The sequence below is a fragment of the Pseudomonas sp. R1-15 genome (assembly GCF_051132085.1).
Lineage (GTDB): Bacteria > Pseudomonadota > Gammaproteobacteria > Pseudomonadales > Pseudomonadaceae > Aquipseudomonas.
Map to the genome: position 1 here is coordinate 5,360,610 of NZ_CP071660.1, position 20,011 is coordinate 5,380,620.

14 protein-coding genes are annotated in these 20,011 nt (G+C 63.0%); 10 read left to right on the plus strand and 4 right to left on the minus strand.

The window, feature by feature from the left end; all coding sequences use genetic code 11:
* Nucleotides 1–262: 262 nt before the first annotated feature.
* A complete protein-coding gene (locus tag J3P97_RS24240) occupies nucleotides 263–4,576 on the plus strand; it encodes a DEAD/DEAH box helicase (protein ID WP_434672926.1) in 4,314 nt (1,437 codons plus the stop codon).
* Between the two features lie 113 nt (nucleotides 4,577–4,689).
* Here the strand turns inward: J3P97_RS24240 and J3P97_RS24245 are convergent, their stop codons facing one another.
* Nucleotides 4,690–6,777 (minus strand): mechanosensitive ion channel family protein, encoded by a 2,088-nt coding sequence (locus J3P97_RS24245; protein WP_434571507.1) that lies wholly within the window; start codon nucleotides 6,775–6,777, stop codon nucleotides 4,690–4,692.
* Between the two features lie 315 nt (nucleotides 6,778–7,092).
* Here J3P97_RS24245 and J3P97_RS24250 point away from each other — a divergent pair, with 315 nt between their 5' ends.
* From J3P97_RS24250 to J3P97_RS24265, 4 genes are read left to right on the plus strand one after another with little or no spacing between them, the layout of a single operon-like run.
* Complete coding sequence (locus J3P97_RS24250; RefSeq protein ID WP_434627811.1) at nucleotides 7,093–8,019, plus strand: DUF72 domain-containing protein; 927 nt, start codon at nucleotides 7,093–7,095, stop codon at nucleotides 8,017–8,019.
* Nucleotides 8,016–8,828, plus strand: coding sequence for an endonuclease/exonuclease/phosphatase family protein (locus tag J3P97_RS24255; RefSeq protein WP_305498461.1), 813 nt, complete (start codon nucleotides 8,016–8,018; stop codon nucleotides 8,826–8,828). The genes J3P97_RS24250 and J3P97_RS24255 overlap by 4 nt, the downstream gene beginning before the upstream one ends.
* Complete coding sequence (gene clsB / locus J3P97_RS24260; RefSeq protein WP_434571504.1) at nucleotides 8,825–10,123, plus strand: cardiolipin synthase ClsB; 1,299 nt, start codon at nucleotides 8,825–8,827, stop codon at nucleotides 10,121–10,123. Before J3P97_RS24255 ends, clsB begins: the two co-directional genes overlap by 4 nt.
* On the plus strand, nucleotides 10,110–11,111 hold the full coding sequence (locus J3P97_RS24265) for a lysylphosphatidylglycerol synthase domain-containing protein (RefSeq protein ID WP_434672927.1): 1,002 nt from the start codon (nucleotides 10,110–10,112) through the stop codon (nucleotides 11,109–11,111). The genes clsB and J3P97_RS24265 overlap by 14 nt, the downstream gene beginning before the upstream one ends.
* Before the next feature lie 126 nt (nucleotides 11,112–11,237).
* On the opposite strand, the gene J3P97_RS24270 is transcribed toward J3P97_RS24265, so the two are convergent.
* From J3P97_RS24270 to J3P97_RS24280, 3 genes are all read right to left on the minus strand, one after another.
* Nucleotides 11,238–11,996 (minus strand): alpha/beta hydrolase family protein, encoded by a 759-nt coding sequence (locus J3P97_RS24270; RefSeq protein ID WP_434672928.1) that lies wholly within the window; start codon nucleotides 11,994–11,996, stop codon nucleotides 11,238–11,240.
* Nucleotides 11,986–13,095 (minus strand): DUF3182 family protein, encoded by a 1,110-nt coding sequence (locus J3P97_RS24275; RefSeq protein WP_434672929.1) that lies wholly within the window; start codon nucleotides 13,093–13,095, stop codon nucleotides 11,986–11,988. The genes J3P97_RS24270 and J3P97_RS24275 overlap by 11 nt, the downstream gene beginning before the upstream one ends.
* Before the next feature lie 322 nt (nucleotides 13,096–13,417).
* Nucleotides 13,418–14,410: a GlxA family transcriptional regulator gene (locus J3P97_RS24280; RefSeq protein WP_434672930.1), complete on the minus strand. Its 993-nt coding sequence runs from the start codon at nucleotides 14,408–14,410 to the stop codon at nucleotides 13,418–13,420.
* 137 nt (nucleotides 14,411–14,547) lie between these two features.
* On the opposite strand from J3P97_RS24280, the gene J3P97_RS24285 reads away from it, so the two are divergent.
* The 5 genes from J3P97_RS24285 to J3P97_RS24305 all read left to right on the plus strand — a co-directional run bounded on the left by J3P97_RS24285 (nucleotide 14,548) and on the right by J3P97_RS24305 (nucleotide 19,964).
* A complete protein-coding gene (locus J3P97_RS24285; protein ID WP_434672931.1) occupies nucleotides 14,548–15,057 on the plus strand; it encodes a sigma-70 family RNA polymerase sigma factor in 510 nt (169 codons plus the stop codon).
* Nucleotides 15,054–16,019, plus strand: coding sequence for a FecR domain-containing protein (locus J3P97_RS24290; protein WP_434672932.1), 966 nt, complete (start codon nucleotides 15,054–15,056; stop codon nucleotides 16,017–16,019). Before J3P97_RS24285 ends, J3P97_RS24290 begins: the two co-directional genes overlap by 4 nt.
* A 154-nt stretch (nucleotides 16,020–16,173) precedes the next feature.
* Nucleotides 16,174–18,567: a TonB-dependent siderophore receptor gene (locus J3P97_RS24295; RefSeq protein WP_434674587.1), complete on the plus strand. Its 2,394-nt coding sequence runs from the start codon at nucleotides 16,174–16,176 to the stop codon at nucleotides 18,565–18,567.
* A gap of 132 nt (nucleotides 18,568–18,699) precedes the next feature.
* Nucleotides 18,700–19,257 (plus strand): cysteine hydrolase family protein, encoded by a 558-nt coding sequence (locus tag J3P97_RS24300; protein ID WP_434672933.1) that lies wholly within the window; start codon nucleotides 18,700–18,702, stop codon nucleotides 19,255–19,257.
* Nucleotides 19,258–19,469: 212 nt separating this feature from the next.
* Nucleotides 19,470–19,964, plus strand: coding sequence for a hypothetical protein (locus J3P97_RS24305; protein WP_434672934.1), 495 nt, complete (start codon nucleotides 19,470–19,472; stop codon nucleotides 19,962–19,964).
* Nucleotides 19,965–20,011: the final 47 nt, after the last annotated feature.

A 20,011-nucleotide genomic window follows, 5' to 3' on the forward strand; every position in this document is an offset into this window, starting at 1 on the left:
TTTTGGTCGACAACGCCCGTGGGCGTGGTCGGAATCGTTGCATTTTGCGGGTTTAGTGCGCAACCGTCATCCGTAATGTGCAGATCGTGGGTCTGGTGGACTTCAAGGACCCCTTCGCGAGCAGGCTCGCTCCCACAGGGGATCTCAAGTGCGCATGCAATCCTTGTGGGAGCGAGCCTGCTCGCGAAGGGGCCCTGGCAGGCAATAGAGATCCCGGACGGTACTTGCACCGCCCCCACCCCACCCGCCTAAACTGCCCCTCATGAATCTGCCCCTTCCAGCCGACCACGCCATGGCAGGCTTTCACCCCGCCGTTCGCGCCTGGTTCAGCCAGACATTCCCGGCGGTCACCGCCGCACAGGCCCGGGCGTGGCCGTTGATCAGCCAACGGCGTTCGGTGCTGGTCGCGGCGCCCACCGGCTCGGGCAAGACCCTGACGGCGTTTCTCGCGGTGCTCGATGACCTGGTGCATCGTGGCCTGGAGCAAGGCGGTCTGCCGGACCAGACCCTGGTGGTTTACGTCTCGCCGCTCAAGGCGTTGAGCAACGATATCCGCATCAATCTGCAAAATCCCCTGGCCGGCATCACCGAGCAGTTGCAACGAATGGGCTTGCCGCCGTTGCCCATCACCACGGCGGTGCGCACCGGCGACACACCGCAAAAAGATCGCACGGCGATGCGCAAGACCGCGCCGCACATCCTGGTGACCACGCCCGAATCGCTCTACGTGCTGCTCGGTTCCGATTCCGGCCGGCAGATGCTCGCCAGCACGCGCACGGTGATCATTGATGAAATCCACGCCATCGCCGCGAGCAAACGCGGCAGCCACCTGGCCTTGAGCCTGGAGCGACTGCAAGCGCTATGCGCCGAACCGCTGGTGCGCATCGGACTGTCCGCCACGCAAAAACCCATCGAAGCGGTGTCGCGCTTTCTCGTCGGCCAGGGACGCACCTGTGAAATCGTCGACATCGGCCACGCCCGCCCACGGGACCTGGACATCGAAGTGCCGCCCGTGCCGCTTTCGGCGGTGATGGCCAACGATGTCTGGGAATTGGTCTACAACCGGCTCGCCGAACTGGCCCGGCAACATCGGACCACCCTGGTGTTCGTCAATACCCGGCGCCTGGCCGAGCGCCTGAGCCGGCATTTGAGCGAGCGCCTGGGCAAGGAGGCGGTGGCGGCCCATCACGGCAGCCTGGCCAAGGAGTTTCGCCTCGACGCCGAACAACGCCTCAAGCGCGGCGAACTGCAGGTATTGATCGCCACTGCGTCCCTGGAGCTGGGCATCGATATCGGCGATGTCGACCTGGTCTGCCAGATCGCCTCGCCCCGTTCGATCTCGGCGTTCCTGCAAAGGGTCGGACGCTCCGGCCACCAGGTCGGCGGCACGCCAAAGGGGCGTCTGTTTGCCACCACTCGCGATGACCTGATCGAGTGCGTCGCCCTGCTCGACTGCGTGCGCCGTGGCGAGCTGGACATCCTGCACATCCCCGAGGCGCCGCTGGATGTACTGGCGCAGCAGATCGTCGCCGAGGTCAGTTGCCAGGAATGGCACGAACAGGCATTGCTGGAGATGTTCCGCCGTGCCTCGCCCTACGCCGAACTCGACGAAGGCCATTACCAGGCGCTGTTGCAGATGCTCGCCGAGGGCGTCAATGGCCGCCAGGGTGTGCGCAGCGCGTACCTGCATCGCGACGCGGTCAGTCGGACCTTGCGCGGGCGCCGAGGCAGCAAGCTCACCGCCGTGACCAGCGGCGGCACGATTCCGGACAACGCCGACTACAGCGTGCTGCTCGAACCCCAGGGCCTGAACATCGGCAGCGTCAACGAAGACTTCGCGGTCGAGAGCATTGCCGGCGACGTGTTCCAGTTGGGCAATACCTCGTACCGGATCATCCGCGTCGAAAGTGGCCGCGTGCGGGTCGAGGACGCCCAGGGCCAACCGCCGACCATCCCGTTCTGGCTCGGCGAAGCCCCGGGGCGCAGCGCCGAGTTGTCCGAGGCCGTGGCCCGCCTGCAAGCCCGCCTGGATGAATTGCTCGGCGCCACACCGGGCAATCTGCAACCGGCCCTCGACTGGCTGACCGGGACCCTGCAACTGAACCTCGCCAGCGCCGAGCAACTGCTCGATTACCTCGCCCCGGCGCGCCTGGCCTTCGGCGCCCTGCCGTCCCAGGACACGCTGCTGATGGAGCGCTTTTTCGACGAATCCGGCGGTACGCAACTGATCATCCACACGCCGTTCGGCAGCCGCATCAACCGTGCCTGGGGCCTGGCCCTGCGCAAGCGTTTTTGCCGCACGTTCAATTTCGAATTGCAGGCCGCCGCCAGCGAAGACGCCATCGTGCTCTCGTTATCCACCAGCCACAGCTTCGAGCTGGACGAGGTCTGGCGTTACCTCAACAGCCACAGCGCCGAACAGATCCTGATCCAGGCGGTGCTGGATGCGCCGTTGTTCGGGGTGCGCTGGCGCTGGAACGCCGGCGTGGCCCTGGCGTTGCCGCGTTACGCCGGTGGGCGCAAGGTCGCGCCGCAGATCCAGCGCATGAAGAGCGAAGACCTGATCGCCAGCGTTTTTCCCGATCAGATCGCGTGCCTTGAAAATCTGGCCGGCGAGCGAGAGATTCCCGACCACCCGCTGGTGGAACAGACTCTCGACGATTGCCTGCACGAAGCCATGGACAGCGAAGGCTGGCTGGCCCTGTTGCGACGCATGGAAGCGGGCGAGATCCGCCTGGTCAGCCGCGACCTGCCGGCGCCCTCGCCCCTGGCGGCGGAAATTCTCAGTGCCCGGCCCTATACCTTTCTCGACGACGCGCCCCTGGAAGAACGCCGCACCCAAGCGGTTATCAATCGCCGCTGGAGCGATCCGCAATCCACCGATGACCTCGGCGCGCTGGACGCCGATGCTATTCAGGCGGTGCGGGAAGAGGCCTGGCCGACGCCGAGCAATATCGATGAAATCCATGAAGCGCTGATGAGCCTGGCGTGCATCGCCGACAGCGAAGCCGACGCCGAGCCGTCGTGGCTGGAGGGCTTGCGGACCCTGGCCGAGCGCGGTCGCGCCAGCCATGTGCGGATCAGCGAGGAGCGTGGTTTGTGGGTGCCGCTGGAACGGCTGACGTGCCTGCAAGCAATTTATCCACAGGCCCGATGGCAGCCGCCGCTGACGCCACTGCCGGGGTTTGATGAGCGGTGGGACAGCGACGACGCCGTGGTCGAGGTCCTGCGGGCGCGACTCAGCGCCTTCGGCCCGCAGCCGCTGACGGCGATCGCCTATCCGCTGGGGTTGTCACCCGCGCAAGCGACCCAGGCCCTGGCCCAACTGGAGCAACAAGGGTATGTGCTGCGCGGTCGGTTCACGCCGGGCACCGGGCAGGAAGAATGGTGCGAGCGGCACCTGCTGGCACGGATCCACCGCTACACCGTCAAGCGCCTGCGCCGGGAAATCGAGCCGGTGACGCTGCAGGATTTCATGCGATTTCTCTTCGACTGGCAGCACCTGTCGCCATCCACCCAAGGCCGGGGCAGCGCCGTGCTGCCGTCGATCGTCAGCCAGTTCGAAGGTTATCCGGCGGCCGCCTCGGCCTGGGACAGCGACCTGCTGCCGGCGCGGATCAAGGATTATTCAGCGAGCTGGCTCGACGAACTGTGTCGCAGCGGCAAGTTTGTCTGGACGCGCCTGAGCGCCCGCCAGAAGCTGTCCGCCAGCGCCTTGCGCAGCACGCCGATCGTCTTGCTGCCGCGCCGCCAGGTCGGGCTCTGGAGCAGCCTGGCCGAGCAGACGCCGCTCGACGAGCTGTCGCCGAGGACGCAAAAAGTCCACCAGGCCCTCAGCGAGCACGGCGCATTGTTTTTCGATGAGTTGCTGCACGAGGCGCACCTGCTGCGCAGCGAACTGGAAAGCGCCTTGCAGGAACTGGTGGGCGCCGGGCTGGTGAACGCCGACAGCTTCGCCGGGCTGCGAGCCTTGATCACTCCCGCCAGCAAACGCCAGGCCCGCAGCAGCCGGCGCGGACGTGGAGCATTTGTCGGCGGCATGGACGACGCCGGGCGCTGGGCCTTGTTGCGCCGCAGTTCGCCTGCTGCGCAACCGGGTAAGCGGCCAGCGCCGACTGCGCCCGAGACCTTGGAACACATCGCCATGACCCTGCTGCGCCGTTACGGGGTGGTGTTCTGGCGTCTGCTGGAGCGCGAGGCCGATTGGCTGCCGAGCTGGCGCGAGTTGCTGCGCACCTTCCATCGCCTGGAGGCACGCGGCGAGATTCGCGGCGGGCGGTTTGTCAGCGGGCTGGCCGGCGAGCAATTTGCCTTGCCCGAAGCCATTCCCCTGCTGCGCGAAACGCGGCGCCGTCCCAGCGATGGCAGCCTGATCGCGGTGTGCGGGGTGGATCCGCTGAATCTCGCCGGGACCTTGCTGCCGGGGGCGAAAGTGCCAGCGCTGGCGAGTAATCGACTGGTGTATCGCGATGGGTTGCCGGTGGCGGCGCTGATTGCCGGCAAGCCGCAGTTCTGGGTGGAGCTGGATGCTCAAGGGATGGCTGGGGCCAGGAGCAAGCTCATCCATAAAAGTTGAGGGTGTCTGGGCGGGCCCCTTCGCGAGCAGGCTCGCTCCCACAGGTTTACCATTCACCGCAAATCCAATGTGGGAGCGAGCCTGCTCGCGAAGAGGCACTCCGCTTTACCACATCATTGAGCTTGATCAGGCTGTTCATTCCCTGCCTTCGGCTCCTCGGCCAACCGCTTCGGCATCACCACCTGCTGTGGATAAGTCTGCGCAAAATGCACCGACGGTTCGTTATCCACAAGCTTCTTGAGCCGCTGGTTGAACGCCCGGCTCACCGCATACTGCCCGCCTGACACAGTGCGGAACTGGGCAGTGAGCACCAGCCCGTTGAGGTCCATCTTGTCCACGCCGAACACATCCAGCGGCCCTTGCAGGTTGAACTTGAGGAACGGGTCTTCGGAAATCGAATCGCCGGCCTCGCGGATCAATTCAATGGCACGGTCCACATCGGTGTCGTAGGTGAACTGCACCGAGAAAAACGCAAAGGCGAATTGCCGGGACTGGTTGGTCACGGCCTTGATCTGCCCGAACGGCACCGAATGCACAAACCCCTTGCCGTCGCGCAGGCGCAGGGTGCGGATGGTCAGGCCTTCGACGGTGCCGGCGTGGCCGGAGCTGAGTACCACCCAGTCACCGATGGACAGCGTGTCTTCGATGATGATGAACAACCCGGTGATCACGTCCTGTACCAGTTGCTGCGAACCAAAACCGATCGCCAGCCCCACCACCCCGGCACCAGCCAGCAACGGCGCAACGTTGATGCCCAGGTTGGCCATGGTGGTGATCGCGCAGATCACCACCAGGATGATTTTGGCGGCGTTGCGCAGCAGCGGCAGGATGGTCTTGACCCGCGTGCTGGGCTGACGCGCGCCACGCTTGTTGAGCGGCGGCTTGAGCGCCTCCTGGATCGCCGTGTCGAGCACCACCCAGGTCAGCCAGGTCATCAGGAAGATCAGGCCGATGCGGCTCAAGGAATCACTGATCGCCCGGCCCACGGCGTTGCGCGAAGCGAATTCGAACAGGGAAATCCCCCAGATCCGCCCGAGGATTTCAATGAACGCCACCGCCATGACGATGCGCACCAAGGCGTGCAGCAAGCTCAACAGTCGTCCCTTGTAGGCGCTGTTACGCTGGATGGCTTCGGCCTTGGGCGACTTGAAGACATGTTGGAATATGGTGCTGAGGAACACCATCGCGATCAACAGGATGGTGGTGAACAGGGCGCAACGCAGGGCTTTCTGGTTGTCTTCGCCGACGCCGATCAGGCTCACCGCCGACACCAGCACCATCAGCAGGATCGGCCAGTACCAGAGACCGGAAAAAATCCGCAGGGACTCCTGCAACGCCGGCTGTTTCAAGCGCTGGGCCAACGGTCGGTTGCGGATCAGGTGGGCCACCGGCCGGCGCATATGGATCACCAGCCAGCCAAAGATCATCGACGCCGACAGCCCGGTGAACACCGCAACGCTGCTGGTGATATTGCCGCCCAGTTGCCTGGCGATCTGCGGGCTGGTCAGTGCATCGCTGAGGGCGGCCAGGAAGCCGATCAGGAACAACGGCCGCGGGGTGAAACGACGAAGCATCGCCACCGCTCGCCGTTTGTGCCCGGCGTTGAACATCACGATCACGCAAAGCAGCACCGACGTGGAAAAAATACCGCTGCTGGTGGCGTAGGCGAAACACAGCGCCAGGGCGCGGCCGACCGAGACTTGCAGGAAGTGGCTGACGTAGAGGGTCAGCGGCAGGCAGGCCACGGCAGGCAAGGTGTAGGGCAGCACATAGCCGAGCACGTCCAGCACCCGCTGGCGGGTGCGTAGCCAGCGGCGCCGGCGCAAGCGGCGCACCAGCAATCGCGCGGCGGTCCATATCAGCGCAAACGTCCCCAGCCATACGCCCGAGAGCAGCAGGAAATCCCCCGCCACGCGCCATGTGGAACGGGACGTCTGGTCCACCAGGCGATCGACCTCGTCCGCCGCCCGGTCCGCCCGCAGGCGCCAGGCGTCCACCAGGCTCTGGTTAAGGTCGAGCTTGTCCTGGACGTCATCGATGCTCGAACTGATCGCGCCCAGCAAACCGCCCTGCACCAGCGGTTCGGGCTCGGCCGGGGCCTCACTGGGATTGGAGGCGCCAGGGACAGCAGCGGTCCCGTAGGCGCTGGTGCCGGTCAGCGTCAGCAGGACCAACAGCAATACGGTGCTCAATCGAGACAAAACGCGGGGCTCCTTTGCACGGGGTCGGTAAGGAACTGATCAACATCGGGCCGGCAAGTTCGCTCGCAAGGCCAATACAAAACTTGGTGGCGAGGGAGCTTGCTCCCGCTGGGGCGCGTAGCGGCCCTGAAACCTGGGTACCTCGTCACGTCAGGATGAATGCATGGGCCTGCTGCGCAGGCCAGCGGGAGCAAGCTCCCTCGCCACAGAACCCGCTCAGCCCCTTCCGTCGGTAAGGCCGGCGAAACTTTCCAGCCCGCGCGGCGGTCATCAAAAGACACAGGCGGTACGAGGTCATTGGCACGGGAGGGATACATGACGGCGATCCACATTGGCATTTCCGGTTGGCGCTACACGCCTTGGCGGGGGGATTTCTACCCCAAGGGGCTGGCTCAGAAGCGGGAACTGCAATTCGCCTCTCGCGCGGTCAACAGCATCGAAATCAATGGATCGTTCTACGCCCTGCAACGTCCCGAACGGTATGCCCAGTGGTACGCCGAGACGCCGGACGACTTCGTCTTCAGCGTCAAGGCGCCAAGGTTCATCACCCACATCAAGCGCCTGCGGGACATCCACAAGCCGCTGGCGAACTTCTTCGCCTCCGGGGTGCTGGAGCTCAAGGAAAAACTCGGGGCCATCCTCTGGCAGTTTCCGCCGAGCTTCAAATTCGACCCCGAGCTCTTCGAAGACTTCCTCAAGCAACTGCCCCACGACACCGAAGCCGCCGCCGCGCTGGCGCGCGAGCACGAACCGCGTCTGGACGGCCACGCCAGCACAACGACCGACAAGAAGCGTGCGCTGCGCCATGCCGTCGAAATCCGTCATGAGAGCTTTATCGATCCACGCTTCGTCGCCCTGCTCAAACGTTACGACGTCGCCTTGGTGGTGGCGGATACCGCCGGAAAATGGCCGTATCGCGAGGACGTCACCAGCGATTTCGTCTATCTGCGCCTGCACGGCGCCGAAGAGCTGTACGCCAGCGGCTATACCGACGAGGCGCTGAAGCGCTGGGGCGATCGGATCGAAGCCTGGAGCCACGGCACTCAGCCGAGTGACGCCCACCTGATCGATCCGAAAAAGAAACCCCGGGCGCGCAAGAGCCGGGAAGTGTTCTGCTATTTCGACAACGACATCAAAGTCCGCGCGCCGTATGACGCGCGCCACCTGCTGGAGCGCTTCGACCTGGACAAGCATCTCGCCACCGCTCCCGGCGTGCGCCCGGCCGAAGGGGTATTGCCATGACTACGCCAGAATCCAGCGAAGCCACCCGTGACCCGACCCAGCAATCGTTGCGGGATTTCGAACGGGTCAGCCGCTTCACCGTCCTGACGGTTAATACACACAAGGGGTTCACCGCCCTGAACCGGCGTTTCATCCTGCCGGAACTGCGCGAAGCCGTGCGCAGCGTTTCTGCCGACGTGGTGTTCCTGCAAGAAGTGCATGGCACCCACGAGCACCACCCCCAACGCTACAGCAACTGGCCAAGCATCCCGCAGTACGAATTCCTCGCCGATACCCTCTGGCCGCAGTTCGCCTACGGGCGCAACGCGGTGTACCCGGCGGGGGACCATGGCAACGCGTTGCTGTCGAAATTCCAGATCATTCGCCACGAGAACCTCGACGTCTCCATCAGCGGCCACGAGAGCCGCGGCATGCTCCACAGCGTGCTGCGTCTGCCGGGTGGCGAAGGCCAGGACGTGCATGCGATCTGTGTGCACCTGGGGTTGCGCGAAGGCCATCGCGTCGAGCAACTGAAACTGCTTTGCCAGCGCCTGAGTGAGCTGCCGCCTGAAGCGCCAGTGATTGTCGCCGGTGACTTCAACGATTGGCGCGGCAAGGCCAATGACCTGCTCGCCCCCTGCGGCCTGCGGGAAGTGTTCGCCGAACAATGGGGCAAGCCGGCCCGCAGTTTTCCGGCACGCCTGCCGATCCTGCGCCTGGACCGCATCTACGTGCGCAACCTCAAGGCCCATCACGCCAAAGTATTGAATGTACGTCCTTGGTCGCACCTTTCCGACCACGCACCGCTGTCGGTGGAGATCGAATTATGAGCGCGACGATGAACAAGGCAACGGTGGAAAAGATCGAGGTCCCGCCGACCGAGAGCAACCCGGCGCTGAACGATATCGAATACGGCTGGCACGGCAACAACCGTGTCACGCTGCTGGAAAATGGCGAGGAATATTTCCCACGGGTTTTCGAGGCGATTCGCCGTGCCCAGGAAGAAATTCTCCTGGAGACTTTCATTCTGTTCGAGGACAAGGTCGGCTTTGAACTGCGCGACCTGCTGGTGGATGCGGCCAAGCGGGGAGTGCGTATTACCGTCAATCTCGACGGTTTCGGTTGCGGCGAACTGACCACCGGGTTTCTCGCGTCGTTGAGCGAGGCCGGGGTGCGCCTGCAGATGTTCGACCCGGCTCCGAGGCACCTGGGCATCCGCACCAACTGGTTCCGCCGCCTGCACCGCAAGATCGTCGTGGTGGACGGTGTGATCGCATTTATCGGCGGGATCAATTTCTCCGCCGACCACCTGGGCGACTTCGGTCCCGAGGCCAAGCAGGATTACTCCGTGGAAATCAAGGGCCCGGCGGTGGTGGATATCCACCATTTTGCGCTGCTCCAGACCGGGCGGCCGGCTCGGGCCAAATACTGGTGGCAACGTCGCCGCAGCCGTCGCACCGAATTGGCGTTCAATGATCATGACGGCCAGGTGCGCCTGGTCTATCGCGACAACCACGAGCACCAGACCGACATCGAGGAGGTCTACCTGCAAGTGCTGCGCAGCGCCCAGCGGCGGGTAGTGATCGCCAATGCCTATTTCTTCCCCGGCTACCGGTTGCTGCGCGAGATCCGCAACGCCGCCCGGCGTGGCGTGGAGGTGCGGCTGATCCTGCAGGGGCAACCGGACATGATGATCGCCAAGCTTGCCGCGCGGATGCTCTACGACTATCTGCTCAAGGCCGGCGTGACGATCTATGAATATTGCGAGCGGCCGCTGCACGGCAAGGTCGCCCTGGTGGATGAGGACTGGAGCACCGTCGGCTCGAGCAACCTCGACCCGTTGAGCCTGTCCCTGAACCTGGAAGCCAACGTGCTGATCCGCGACCGTGCGTTCAACCGCGAGCTGTTCGACCGCCTCGATCACTTGAGCCGCACCCATTGCACCATCATGCCCGAGAACCACGCGCCGCGCGGGCTGCTCTGGCGCATGACCATCGGTTTCATGGTGTTCCACTTCCTGCGTCACTTTCCGGCCTGGGCCGGATGGCTGCCGGCCCATAAACCGCGTCTGAAACCTTTTTCACCGCCGACGGCGGTCCGGAGCGAACCCCATGAACCACTCTGAAGCGCACACCGCGCCGAGAGACGCCCAGGCGCCGGAACAGGCCAAGCCGAAGTCGCGCTGGAGCCGCTGGAAACGCCCGCTGACGTTGGCTTTTTTCCTGCTGCTGATTGTGCTGTTCACCGCGTTGGCGCGCCGCATCGACTGGTCCGAAGTATTCGCCACCCTGGCGGATTTCAAGCTGCGCACACTGCTGATCGCCGCCGCGTTGACGATCACCAGTTTCATCACCTACGCCTGCTTCGACTTGATCGGTCGCACCTACATCCGGCAGAAACTCGGCTGGCGGCAGATCCTGCCGGTGGGGGTGATCAGCTATGCCTTCAACCTGAATCTCAGCGCTTGGGTCGGCGGCATCGCCATGCGCTATCGGTTGTATTCGCGGCTCGGCGTCAGCAACGGCAACATCGCCAAGATCCTCGGCCTGAGCCTGGCCACCAACTGGTTCGGCTATATGACCCTGGCCGGCGTAGTGTTCAGCAGCGGCCTGGTGACCATGCCACCGGGCTGGAAGCTGAGCAGCAATGCGCTGCAAGGCGTGGGCGTGCTGTTGTTGCTGGCCAGTGCCGGTTACCTGGCGGCCTGCCGTTTCTCCAGGCGCCGGGCCTGGACGATTCGCGGTATGGAAATCAATCTGCCGTCCCTGCGCATGGCCGTCCTGCAATTGGCACTGGGCGCGCTGAACTGGTCGCTGATGGCAGCGGTGATCTTCACCTTGCTGCCGAGCAAACTGGACTATCCCGTGGTGCTGGGGGTGTTGTTGATCAGCAGCATCGCCGGGGTGATTACCCATATCCCCGCCGGGCTCGGAGTGCTGGAAGCGGTGTTCGTCGCGCTGCTGCAGCATGAAGTGTCGCGAGGCAGCCTGATCGCGGGGCTGATTGCCTACCGGGCGATCTACTTCATCCTGCCATTGCTGATTACCGTGGTGATGTATCTGGTGATCGAGGCGAAGGCCAAGGCGTTACGGGTCAAGCCTGGGCTCAAGTGATGCGGCGCCTGGCATGGCGCCTTCGTTGGATCGCCGCCCGGAGCAGGCTCGCTCCCACATTTGAAATGCATTGCCCTCTGTGGGAGCGAGCCTGCTCGCGAAGGGGCCCGCCAGGACGCCAGCTGTCTACCGCTCCTGAATGATGCTCAACCGCTCGCCCACCACCATCTCCGTGATCCAGCTCACCAGGATCGAGGTGTAGGCCTGTTGTGACACGGGGTCACTCAGGGAATGGTCGGCGCCATCGATGGTCCGATGAGTCAACGAGTGAGTCTGCTGGCAGGCGGCTCGGTAGCTCATGATCGTGGCGTGGGGCACATGGTCGTCCGTCTCCGACTCCACCAGCAACACATCGCCGGTGAATTGCGCGCAGGCGTGCAAGGCCCGGTTGGTATCGGCGTGCACCAGGGTGCTGCGGTAATCGAGCAAGTCAGCCTTGTCGAGGTCGCGCTTGGGTGTGTGCCACTGCTCGTCGCGGTACAGCGCCGGCACCCGCAGGGCCAGCCAGCGCACCGGTCGCAATGAGGTAAGGATCGAGGCCAGGTAACCACCGTAGCTGGTACCGACCACCGCGATCGCCGAGGTGTCCAGGGCCGGGTGGGCGAGCAACCGGTCATAGGCCGCCAGCAAGTCCCGCAGGTTGTCCTCGCGCGTGACCCGCGACAGCGGAATCCCGGCCCCACCGGTGTGGCCGCGCAAGTCGAAGGTCAGGCACACGCAGCCCAGGCCGGCGATGCCTTTGGCCCGCTCGAGATCTCGCTCCTGGCTACCGCCCCAACCGTGCACGAACAACACACCGGGAACCTTCGACTTGGGGCTGAGGAAGGTTCCATTCATGTGTTCATCATCAATCGCAATCTGGATGGTTTCGCTTCTAGCCGTCATAGGATTGAACCGTTACGTATTTGAGTAGGAAATCACCATTTTCCGCAGCGCCGCGATAAACCTCCGTGGCGCCGGGCGGCAGCGGCTGGTCGGTGTAGGTTTCGACTGAGGACACACGAACCGCGCGGATCGATGGGTCCTCGACGAACACCTGCAAGGCAGCCAGTTCCGCGCTGCTGGCGCCGCCCATTCGCCAGGACTGCTCCAGCACGCCACCGCGAGGCTGGCCCCCGGTATCCGTCCCCTGGGCAATGTCGTAGTTGCGCCGCGAAGCAAAGAACGTGGGGAAAGCCTGGTTGGCGGCGTCATCGAATACCTGCGCCAGCCGGACCGCTTCGCGCACATCGTCCGGCAATTCCAGGCCGAGAAGCTCGATGTAGCCCCCTTGCGCCACCAGCAGGTCGGAGCCGCCGTAGACCTCTTCCCCTTCGTTGTCGTGGGTCAGGTGCTGCACGCCGCAGTAGCTCAAGACCTTGCCGTTGATAAAGCTTTGGCCGACGCTCTGGGTCTTGACCTCACTGAGATTCTGTTCCAGCACGATTCCCTCGCTGAACAATGCCTGGGCGTCTGGAGCCGCGACGATTTCATCGAATTGCCCGATGCTCCGGATGACTCGCTGGCCACGTCCGGCGCAAGCATGGATTGGCTTGAAGCGAATCGGCCCGGCGTAGAGCAGATGTTCGGCGGCCTGGCGCGCATCCTTGAGCGAAAACACGCTGATCCCATCGAGCACAACGCCCCGGGTCAGCTTGGCAAACAGCGGTGACCAGCCCTTCGGCGCGACCGCATCCTTATTCAACAGACCATGGGCAATCGCCTTGGTGCAGATGAAATCGTGGTCGACGTAACCGCCCCAAAGATCGTCCGGTCCCTTGACGCCCAGACGCAACGCAGCCTCGGGACCGATCAGGGTTTGCGTAGGCAACAGGTACAGATCCCGCCCGGCGTGTTGCTGGCTGTCGTAACTGCCGCCGAACTCCAGGCCAAGGATATTCGCCAGCCAGCGCGCCAGCGCCCGATTGGTCTCGACTTCATGCAGGGGTGCCTGGGGATTGACCGAGTGGGCCACTACACATTTGTCACGATGGATCTGAGTCATGCGTTGTCCTTTCAACTGCGCTAATAGCCGTAGCTATAAGGATTGCAGAGATTAGGCCAACGGCACGGCGGGGGACGAACGGTCAAGGAAACGGGGGGATGAGCGGATGATGTGGCACCGGGCCTGTTTCATTCCGCACGACTGGAGGCGGATGTCCGGCAATTTGCACGACATCCCGAGCCAGCATCTCCCCCGTCGCGAGGGAGCTTGCTCCCGCTGGGCTGCGCAGCAGCCCCAACTTTAAACTGACAAACCGCGGTGCACCTTATTGGGGGGCTTCACCCCCAGCGGGAGCAAGCTCCCTCGCCACAGAGGCTCCGTGTCAGCTTTTGGCAGCACTCGGGTTCACCCCGAACCTTGCCCGGTAATCACTCGGCGCCAGCCCGGTGATTTTCTTGAACGTCGCTCGAAAGGCAGAAGGATCCTGATAACCAACGGTCCAGGCAATGTGGTCGATGGTACCGTTGGTGTACTCCAGCATTTCCCGGGCCTTGCCGACCCGCAGGTGCTGACAGTATTCGGTGGGTTTGAGGCCGGTAGCCGCGCGAAACCGGCGCAGGAACGTGCGTTCCTCCAGCCCGGCCTGTTCGGCCATCGCGCCAAGGGAAACATCCACCGCGCCGCTGCGTTGCAACCAGTGCTGCACTTTCAGAATCGCTCCATCGCCATGCCCGAGGATCGGCGCGAAATTGCTGCCGCACTGGCTCGCGCTGTCGCTGTGCTCGATCACCAGAAACTGCGCGGTGCGTGTGGCAATGCCGGGGCCGAGCAAGCGGTCCACCAGCCGCAGCCCGAGCTCCGACCAGGCCATGAGCCCGGCGGTGGTGATCAGGTCGCCGTCGTCGACAATGGGTTTATCGGCGTTGAGCTTGATCTTCGGATAACGTGCCGCGAAGGTCTTGGCCGAGGTCCAGTGGGTCGTGGCACTACGCCCATCCAGCAAACCGCTTTCGGCCAGCAGGATGGAGCCGACGCAAACCCCGCCCAGTACCGTGCCGCTAGCGTGTTGCGCCCGGAGCCAATCCATCAGCGTCTGTGTTGCGACAGCTTCATTGAAGCCGGCAATGGACGGTGGGATCAACAAGGCGACCAATGGCGCATGCGGACCGGCATCACTGGCAAACACCCGCAGCGGCATTTCTCCGCCCGCCGTTTGCCAGTGGCTCACGCGTAGCCGCGGCAGTTGCACACTGGCATGCTCCGCCGCAATGCCATCCGCCACGGCAAACAGATCGGTCAAACCATGCACCGCGGCCATTTGCGCGCCGGGGTAGATCAGCACGCCGAGTTCGACGAATGCCCTTTCCTGCGCCATGTCAGTTTCCCAGTCTTTTTTTCAACCAATCGTTGCAAATCCCTGCTACGCACCAGAGTTCCATCGGTCGGCTTTCAAAGGCCAAATGAAAGTGTAATGATAATACCTATCATTAACACCTTCCCGACGAGCCCGTCATGTCAGCAACTTCCAATGGCAACGCTCAACTGCATGAACTCTACCGCGATCATCACGGCTGGCTGCACGCCTGGTTGCGTCGAAAGCTGGGCAACCATGACCACGCGGCGGACATCGCGCAAGACACATTCCTGCGCCTGCTGGTTTCCGGACGTATTCCCGGGGTAGTGGAAGGTCGCAGTTACCTGACCCAGATCGCCCGCAACCTGGTGATCGATCAGTGGCGTCGACAGCGAATCGAACGGGCCTACCTTGAAAGTATCGCTCATTTGCCCGAACCCCAGACGCCTTGCGTGGAGACACGAGCAATCATTCTCGAAACGCTTCAGAGAATCGACGCGATGCTCGACCGCATGCCAGGCAATGTGCGGACGGCCTTCCTGCTGTCGCAATTCGAAGGCCTGGGCTATGCGCAAATTGCCGAACGCCTGCAAGTCACCGTCAGCTCCGTACAAAAATACATGACCCGCGCCATCCTGGCCTGCTACCAGACGGTCTACGAAGAATGAATCGCCGCACCGAGCTTCCGGTTTCGCCGGCCGTCGTCGAACAGGCGAGCGAGTGGCTGATGCTGCATTGGGGCGGCGAGATGACTGACGCTCAACAGCGGGCGTTTGTCCTGTGGCAGCGCGCCGATGCCGAACACGCCAGGGCCTGGCAGCGCTTGCAGGATCTGCAGCAGACCTTGGGTCGCGTCCCGCGCGACTGCGCTCAGGCCGTGCTCAAGGATGCGCCGCAGCGCTCGCGGCGGGACATGCTCAAGTTGCTTTCGCTGATGCTGGTCACTGGCGCAACCGGTTATTCGCTGCACAGCCAGAAACCCTGGCGCGGCGCATTGGCCGATCAACACACGGCGGTCGGCGAGATCCGTCGGCTGACGCTGGAGGACGGCACGCGCCTGGACCTGGATACCGACAGCGCCGTGGACGTGCGTTTTTCTGCCAGCCATCGACGCATTCGCCTGATCAAGGGGGCCATCCTACTGGAGACCGGACACAAACCCGAGTACCTCCAGCGGCCGTTGATCGTGCAGACCGGGGCAGGCGAGATACAGGCGCTGGGTACGCGCTTCTGCGTGGCCGAGGCCCAGCAAGGCATCCGAGTCGACCTTTACACGGGAATGCTGGAAGTACGGCCTATCGCCGCTGCGGCCCAAAGGCTGGTGGAAGGCCAGAGCCTCTGGTTCGACCAGGACCGACTCGGTGTCGTCACCGCCACTGACCCAAACGCCGGCGCCTGGAGCGAGGGCCACCTGATCGCCGAGCGCCAGCCGCTGGGTCAGTTTCTGTCGCAACTGAGCCGCTACCGGCCCGGCATCCTGCGCTGCGATCCGGCCGCCGCCCCGTTGCTGATCACCGGTGTATTTCCTCTAGCCGACACCGACGCCATCCTGGCGGCGCTGGCCCGTTCGCTGCCCGTGCGTGTCCACCAGGCAACGCGTTATTGGGTCACGGTAAAGCGTCTCACGTGATTTTTTCGCCGGGCATTGTCGGTTTTTCCTGTTGATACGGGATAGCTCTGAAACCCTTCAATTGCTATCGCCAGGGAGTATCGCAGTGCCCGTCCAAGCCCCTCTCCATTTCTTGCGCAACGGTTTGTTCCTCGGTGCCCTGGCTGCAACGCCAATGTTCTGCGCAACAGCCCAGGCTGAGCCCGCCAACATCGATGATGTTCGCCAGTACGATATCGCCGCGGGCCAGCTCGACCAGGCGTTGAACCAATTCGCCAGGACAGCCGGTGTGTTGCTGTCGGTGGACGCGCAACTGACCACCGGCAAGAGCACGCCGGGGCTCCACGGGCAATTCAACATTCCCGGGGCGCTGCAGCGTCTATTGGCGGGCTCAGGCTTGCAGGCCGTCAACAGTGGCAACGCCTGGTCTCTGCAGCTCGCACCCGACAGCGCAACCTTGCAACTGGACGCCACACTGATCGGTGCCCGCAACCTTGGCGAAAACCCCTGGGGCCCCGTCGATGGCATCGTCGCCACGCGCAGCGCCACGGGCAGCAAGACCGACAGCGCCCTGGTGGAGGTGCCGCAAACCATCAACGTGGTCACGGCTGACGAGATCAAGGCCCGAGGCGCCCAGACCGTCACCCAAGCGTTGCGCTACACACCAGGCATCACTGGCGGCGGCTTCTCCGATCGGGTAAAGATTTTCGACGAGCCGACATCTCGCGGCATAACCCCAGTTCCTTTGTATCTGGACGGCCTGCACTTGCCCTACGGCGGAGGCAGCACCGGCGGCGCGCTGCAGATCGAACCGTACTCGCTGGAGCGCATTGAAGTGCTCAAAGGACCGGCCTCCGTGCTGTACGGTCAGAACCAGCCTGGCGGCATCGTCAACATGGTCAGCAAGCGGCCAACCCTCGAACCCGTCCACGAAGTGGTGTTGAAGGCGGGCAGCTACGACCAGACGGGTGTCGGCGTGGATATCGGCGGGCCCCTGGATGAGCAAGGCACGCTGCTGTATCGCTTGACCGGGCTGGTCAACGACAGCAATTCGAGCATCGACTATGCCCAGCAGAAACGTCAATTCCTCGCGCCGAGCCTGACCTGGCTGCCCAACGAAGACACCAGCCTGACCCTGTTCGCCCAGTACCAACGCGATGACGCGGTTCCGGAAGCGCAAGGATTGCCCGCCCTGGGGACGGTGTTCAACAACCCCAACGGCAAGGTTTCGCGGAACCTTTTCCTGGGCGAGCCCGGCGTGAATGACTACAAGCGCAACCAATATGCCCTGGGCTATGAGCTGAGCCATCGCCTGGACGATGTCTGGACCTTGAAGCAGAACGCTCGTTATGCCGTGGTGGACGACCATTACACCGCCCCGCTGCATGGCTATCGCTTCGTCAACAACCCCGTCACCGGCGCCGACGACAAACGCTACATGACCCGCTACGGCGTCGACTGGTCGCAGACCAACAAGGTCTTCGGCGTGGACAATATCGCCCAGGCCGAATTTGACAGCGGCCCCCTGAAACACACCCTGATCACCGGCCTGGACTACTACCGGTTCAACTCAAAATTCAAAGGGCTGTACGACTACAACCCGCCGATCATCGACATCTTCAACCCGGTCCGTGGCCAACCTCTCAATTTCGGCAATCTGTACCGATGGGACAACACCATCACCCAGACCGGCCTGTACATGCAGGACCAGATCAAGTTCGACCAATGGGTGCTGGTGTTGGGTGGCCGCTATGACTGGACCGAAGTGGACAACAAGGAACCGGTCAGCGGCGCCCACAGCAATGTCCGCGACAGTGCCTTCACCGGGCGCGCCGGCCTGGTATACCTGTTCGACAACGGCCTGGCTCCGTTCATCAGCTATGCCGAGTCATTCCAGCCGGTGAGCGGCCGTGATGTGTCCGGCAAACCGTTCGAGGCCACCACCGGCAAGCAGTATGAAATAGGCCTCAAGTTCCAGCCGCCAGGACAGCAGAGCTTTGTGCAGTTATCCGTTTATCAACTGGACCAGGAGAACATGCTGACCACCGACCTGGACAACCCGGGCTTCAACGGCCAGACCGGCGCCGTGCGCTCGACGGGTATCGAACTGGAAGGCAAGGCCAGCCTGAACAAATCACTGGACATCATCGCTTCGGTCTCGCGCAACGATATTGAATACACCAAGGATAATGATGGCCGCCAAGGCAACCATCTGGCCGGCATCTCGCCGCTGACAGCCTCCGCCTGGATCAACTACACGTTCCTGGGCAGCACTCCGCTGGCCGGATTTGGCGCCGGGCTCGGTGTTCGTTATGTGCGCAGCAGTCCCGGAACCGAATACCCGGGCACAGCCACCGCGCCCTCCTTCGATGTGCCGTCTTTTACTGTTTACGACGCGCGCCTCTCCTACGACCTTGGCCAATCGCCGCTGGGCCTCAAGGGCGTAAAGGTCGACATGAACGTGGAAAACCTCGCCGACAAGAAGTACGTGGCACGCTGTACCAGCGACTGGGACTGCTACTACGGCGATGGTCGAACCATGACGACAAGCCTGACGTATAACTGGTGAACCGAGCCTGACAATGCAGCGCCATTGCCGCATTGTCAGTTTTCCCCCGCTTATTGTCGTTACGGCCAATCCTCGAAACCCGGACAAACGCCAATACTGGCGCCACATCCTGACTTAAACGAGGAAGACCCCATGTCCAAGCAAGCGCTCATCGTCGTAGATATCCAGAACGACTACTTCCCCCAAGGAAAATGGCCTTTGGTCGGTGCAGAGACCGCCGCCGATAACGCCGCCAGGTTGATCGAGGCGTTTCGCCAGGCCGGAAACCAGGTCGTGCACATCCGTCACGAATTCACCTCCGACGAAGCGCCATTTTTTACGCCCGGCTCTGAAGGTGCGCAGTTGCATCCCAAGGTACTCAACCGCGCCGATGAACCGGTCGTGCTCAAGCACTTCGTCAATTCGTTTCGCGAAACCGAACTGCAAGCGATCCTCGAACAGCACGGCATCGAACGGTTGGTCGTGGTCGGTAGCATGAGCCACATGTGCATCGACGGCATTACCCGCGCTGCCGCTGACATGGGCTATGAGGTCACGGTGGTGCATGATGCCTGTGCCAGCCGCGACCTGGAATTCAACGGCCTCGTCGTCCCTGCGGCCCATGTCCACGCTGCGTTCATGTCGGCACTGGGGTTTGCCTATGCGAATGTGGTGAGTACCGCGCAATTCCTGAGCGGCAGCCAGGCGTAGGCGCAGGCATTGACGGCAAGCGGAAATGACTAGGCGTGTGTGAGCGGTTACGACGAGAATGGCGAGGTTTTTCTGCCTGAGCCCGCCGTATGAAACGTAAGCGACCGCCGCGCCTGGTCGAATCCCCCTTCCCGAGCGCTACATCAGCGCCACGGCACCCGCCCACGTGGGATTGCTCAAGCGGCGTATCCAGGCCGGGATTCCTGGGGACCATGATCTACGTCGCGGCAATCTTGCTGGCCCTGCCTGCCTACTGGCTGGCAGCGTTTACCCTGATGCTGTTCAAGGTCGAAGGCCTGTCGCCGATTCACCAGCAGATCATTATGGAACCGCTGATTATCGCGCTCATGTTCATCAGTGCGTTCGCGGCCGTCTGTACGATCAACTGGCTCGTCTCCGGGCCCAAGGTGCTTGGCTTCTGTTTTGACGAACGCCAGCAACGCCTCACCTTCACCCAGCGCCGTCCTGCCCGGGAAACCACCGAGAAATACATCCCCTACAGCGACATCCATTACATCAAGCCCTACACCTTGAGCACTTTCGCCAACGTGAACCACTTTGATGTCGGCTACACCGGAGCCGATGGCAAGCCGATTGCGCTTCGGTTCGAGGTTGACATACCGGTGGCGGAAATGGCGTTTCATGCAACGTGGCTGAGCCAGTCGATTGGCGAGAGGATGCTGGAGCTGCTGGATCTGGATTTATGAGCCACAAAGCTGGCTGACGCCAGACAAACAAAAAGCCCCAAGGGCAA

Coding starts and splice junctions, on each gene's coding strand:
- J3P97_RS24240 (WP_434672926.1), top strand. CDS start 263: ATGAATCTGCCCCTTCCAGCCGACCACGCCATGGCAGGCTTTCACCCC.
- J3P97_RS24250 (WP_434627811.1), top strand. CDS start 7,093: ATGACGGCGATCCACATTGGCATTTCCGGTTGGCGCTACACGCCTTGG.
- J3P97_RS24255 (WP_305498461.1), top strand. CDS start 8,016: ATGACTACGCCAGAATCCAGCGAAGCCACCCGTGACCCGACCCAGCAA.
- clsB (WP_434571504.1), top strand. CDS start 8,825: ATGAGCGCGACGATGAACAAGGCAACGGTGGAAAAGATCGAGGTCCCG.
- J3P97_RS24265 (WP_434672927.1), top strand. CDS start 10,110: ATGAACCACTCTGAAGCGCACACCGCGCCGAGAGACGCCCAGGCGCCG.
- J3P97_RS24270 (WP_434672928.1), bottom strand. CDS start 11,996: ATGACGGCTAGAAGCGAAACCATCCAGATTGCGATTGATGATGAACAC.
- J3P97_RS24275 (WP_434672929.1), bottom strand. CDS start 13,095: ATGACTCAGATCCATCGTGACAAATGTGTAGTGGCCCACTCGGTCAAT.
- J3P97_RS24280 (WP_434672930.1), bottom strand. CDS start 14,410: ATGGCGCAGGAAAGGGCATTCGTCGAACTCGGCGTGCTGATCTACCCC.
- J3P97_RS24285 (WP_434672931.1), top strand. CDS start 14,548: ATGTCAGCAACTTCCAATGGCAACGCTCAACTGCATGAACTCTACCGC.
- J3P97_RS24290 (WP_434672932.1), top strand. CDS start 15,054: ATGAATCGCCGCACCGAGCTTCCGGTTTCGCCGGCCGTCGTCGAACAG.
- J3P97_RS24295 (WP_434674587.1), top strand. CDS start 16,174: ATGTTCTGCGCAACAGCCCAGGCTGAGCCCGCCAACATCGATGATGTT.
- J3P97_RS24300 (WP_434672933.1), top strand. CDS start 18,700: ATGTCCAAGCAAGCGCTCATCGTCGTAGATATCCAGAACGACTACTTC.
- J3P97_RS24305 (WP_434672934.1), top strand. CDS start 19,470: ATGATCTACGTCGCGGCAATCTTGCTGGCCCTGCCTGCCTACTGGCTG.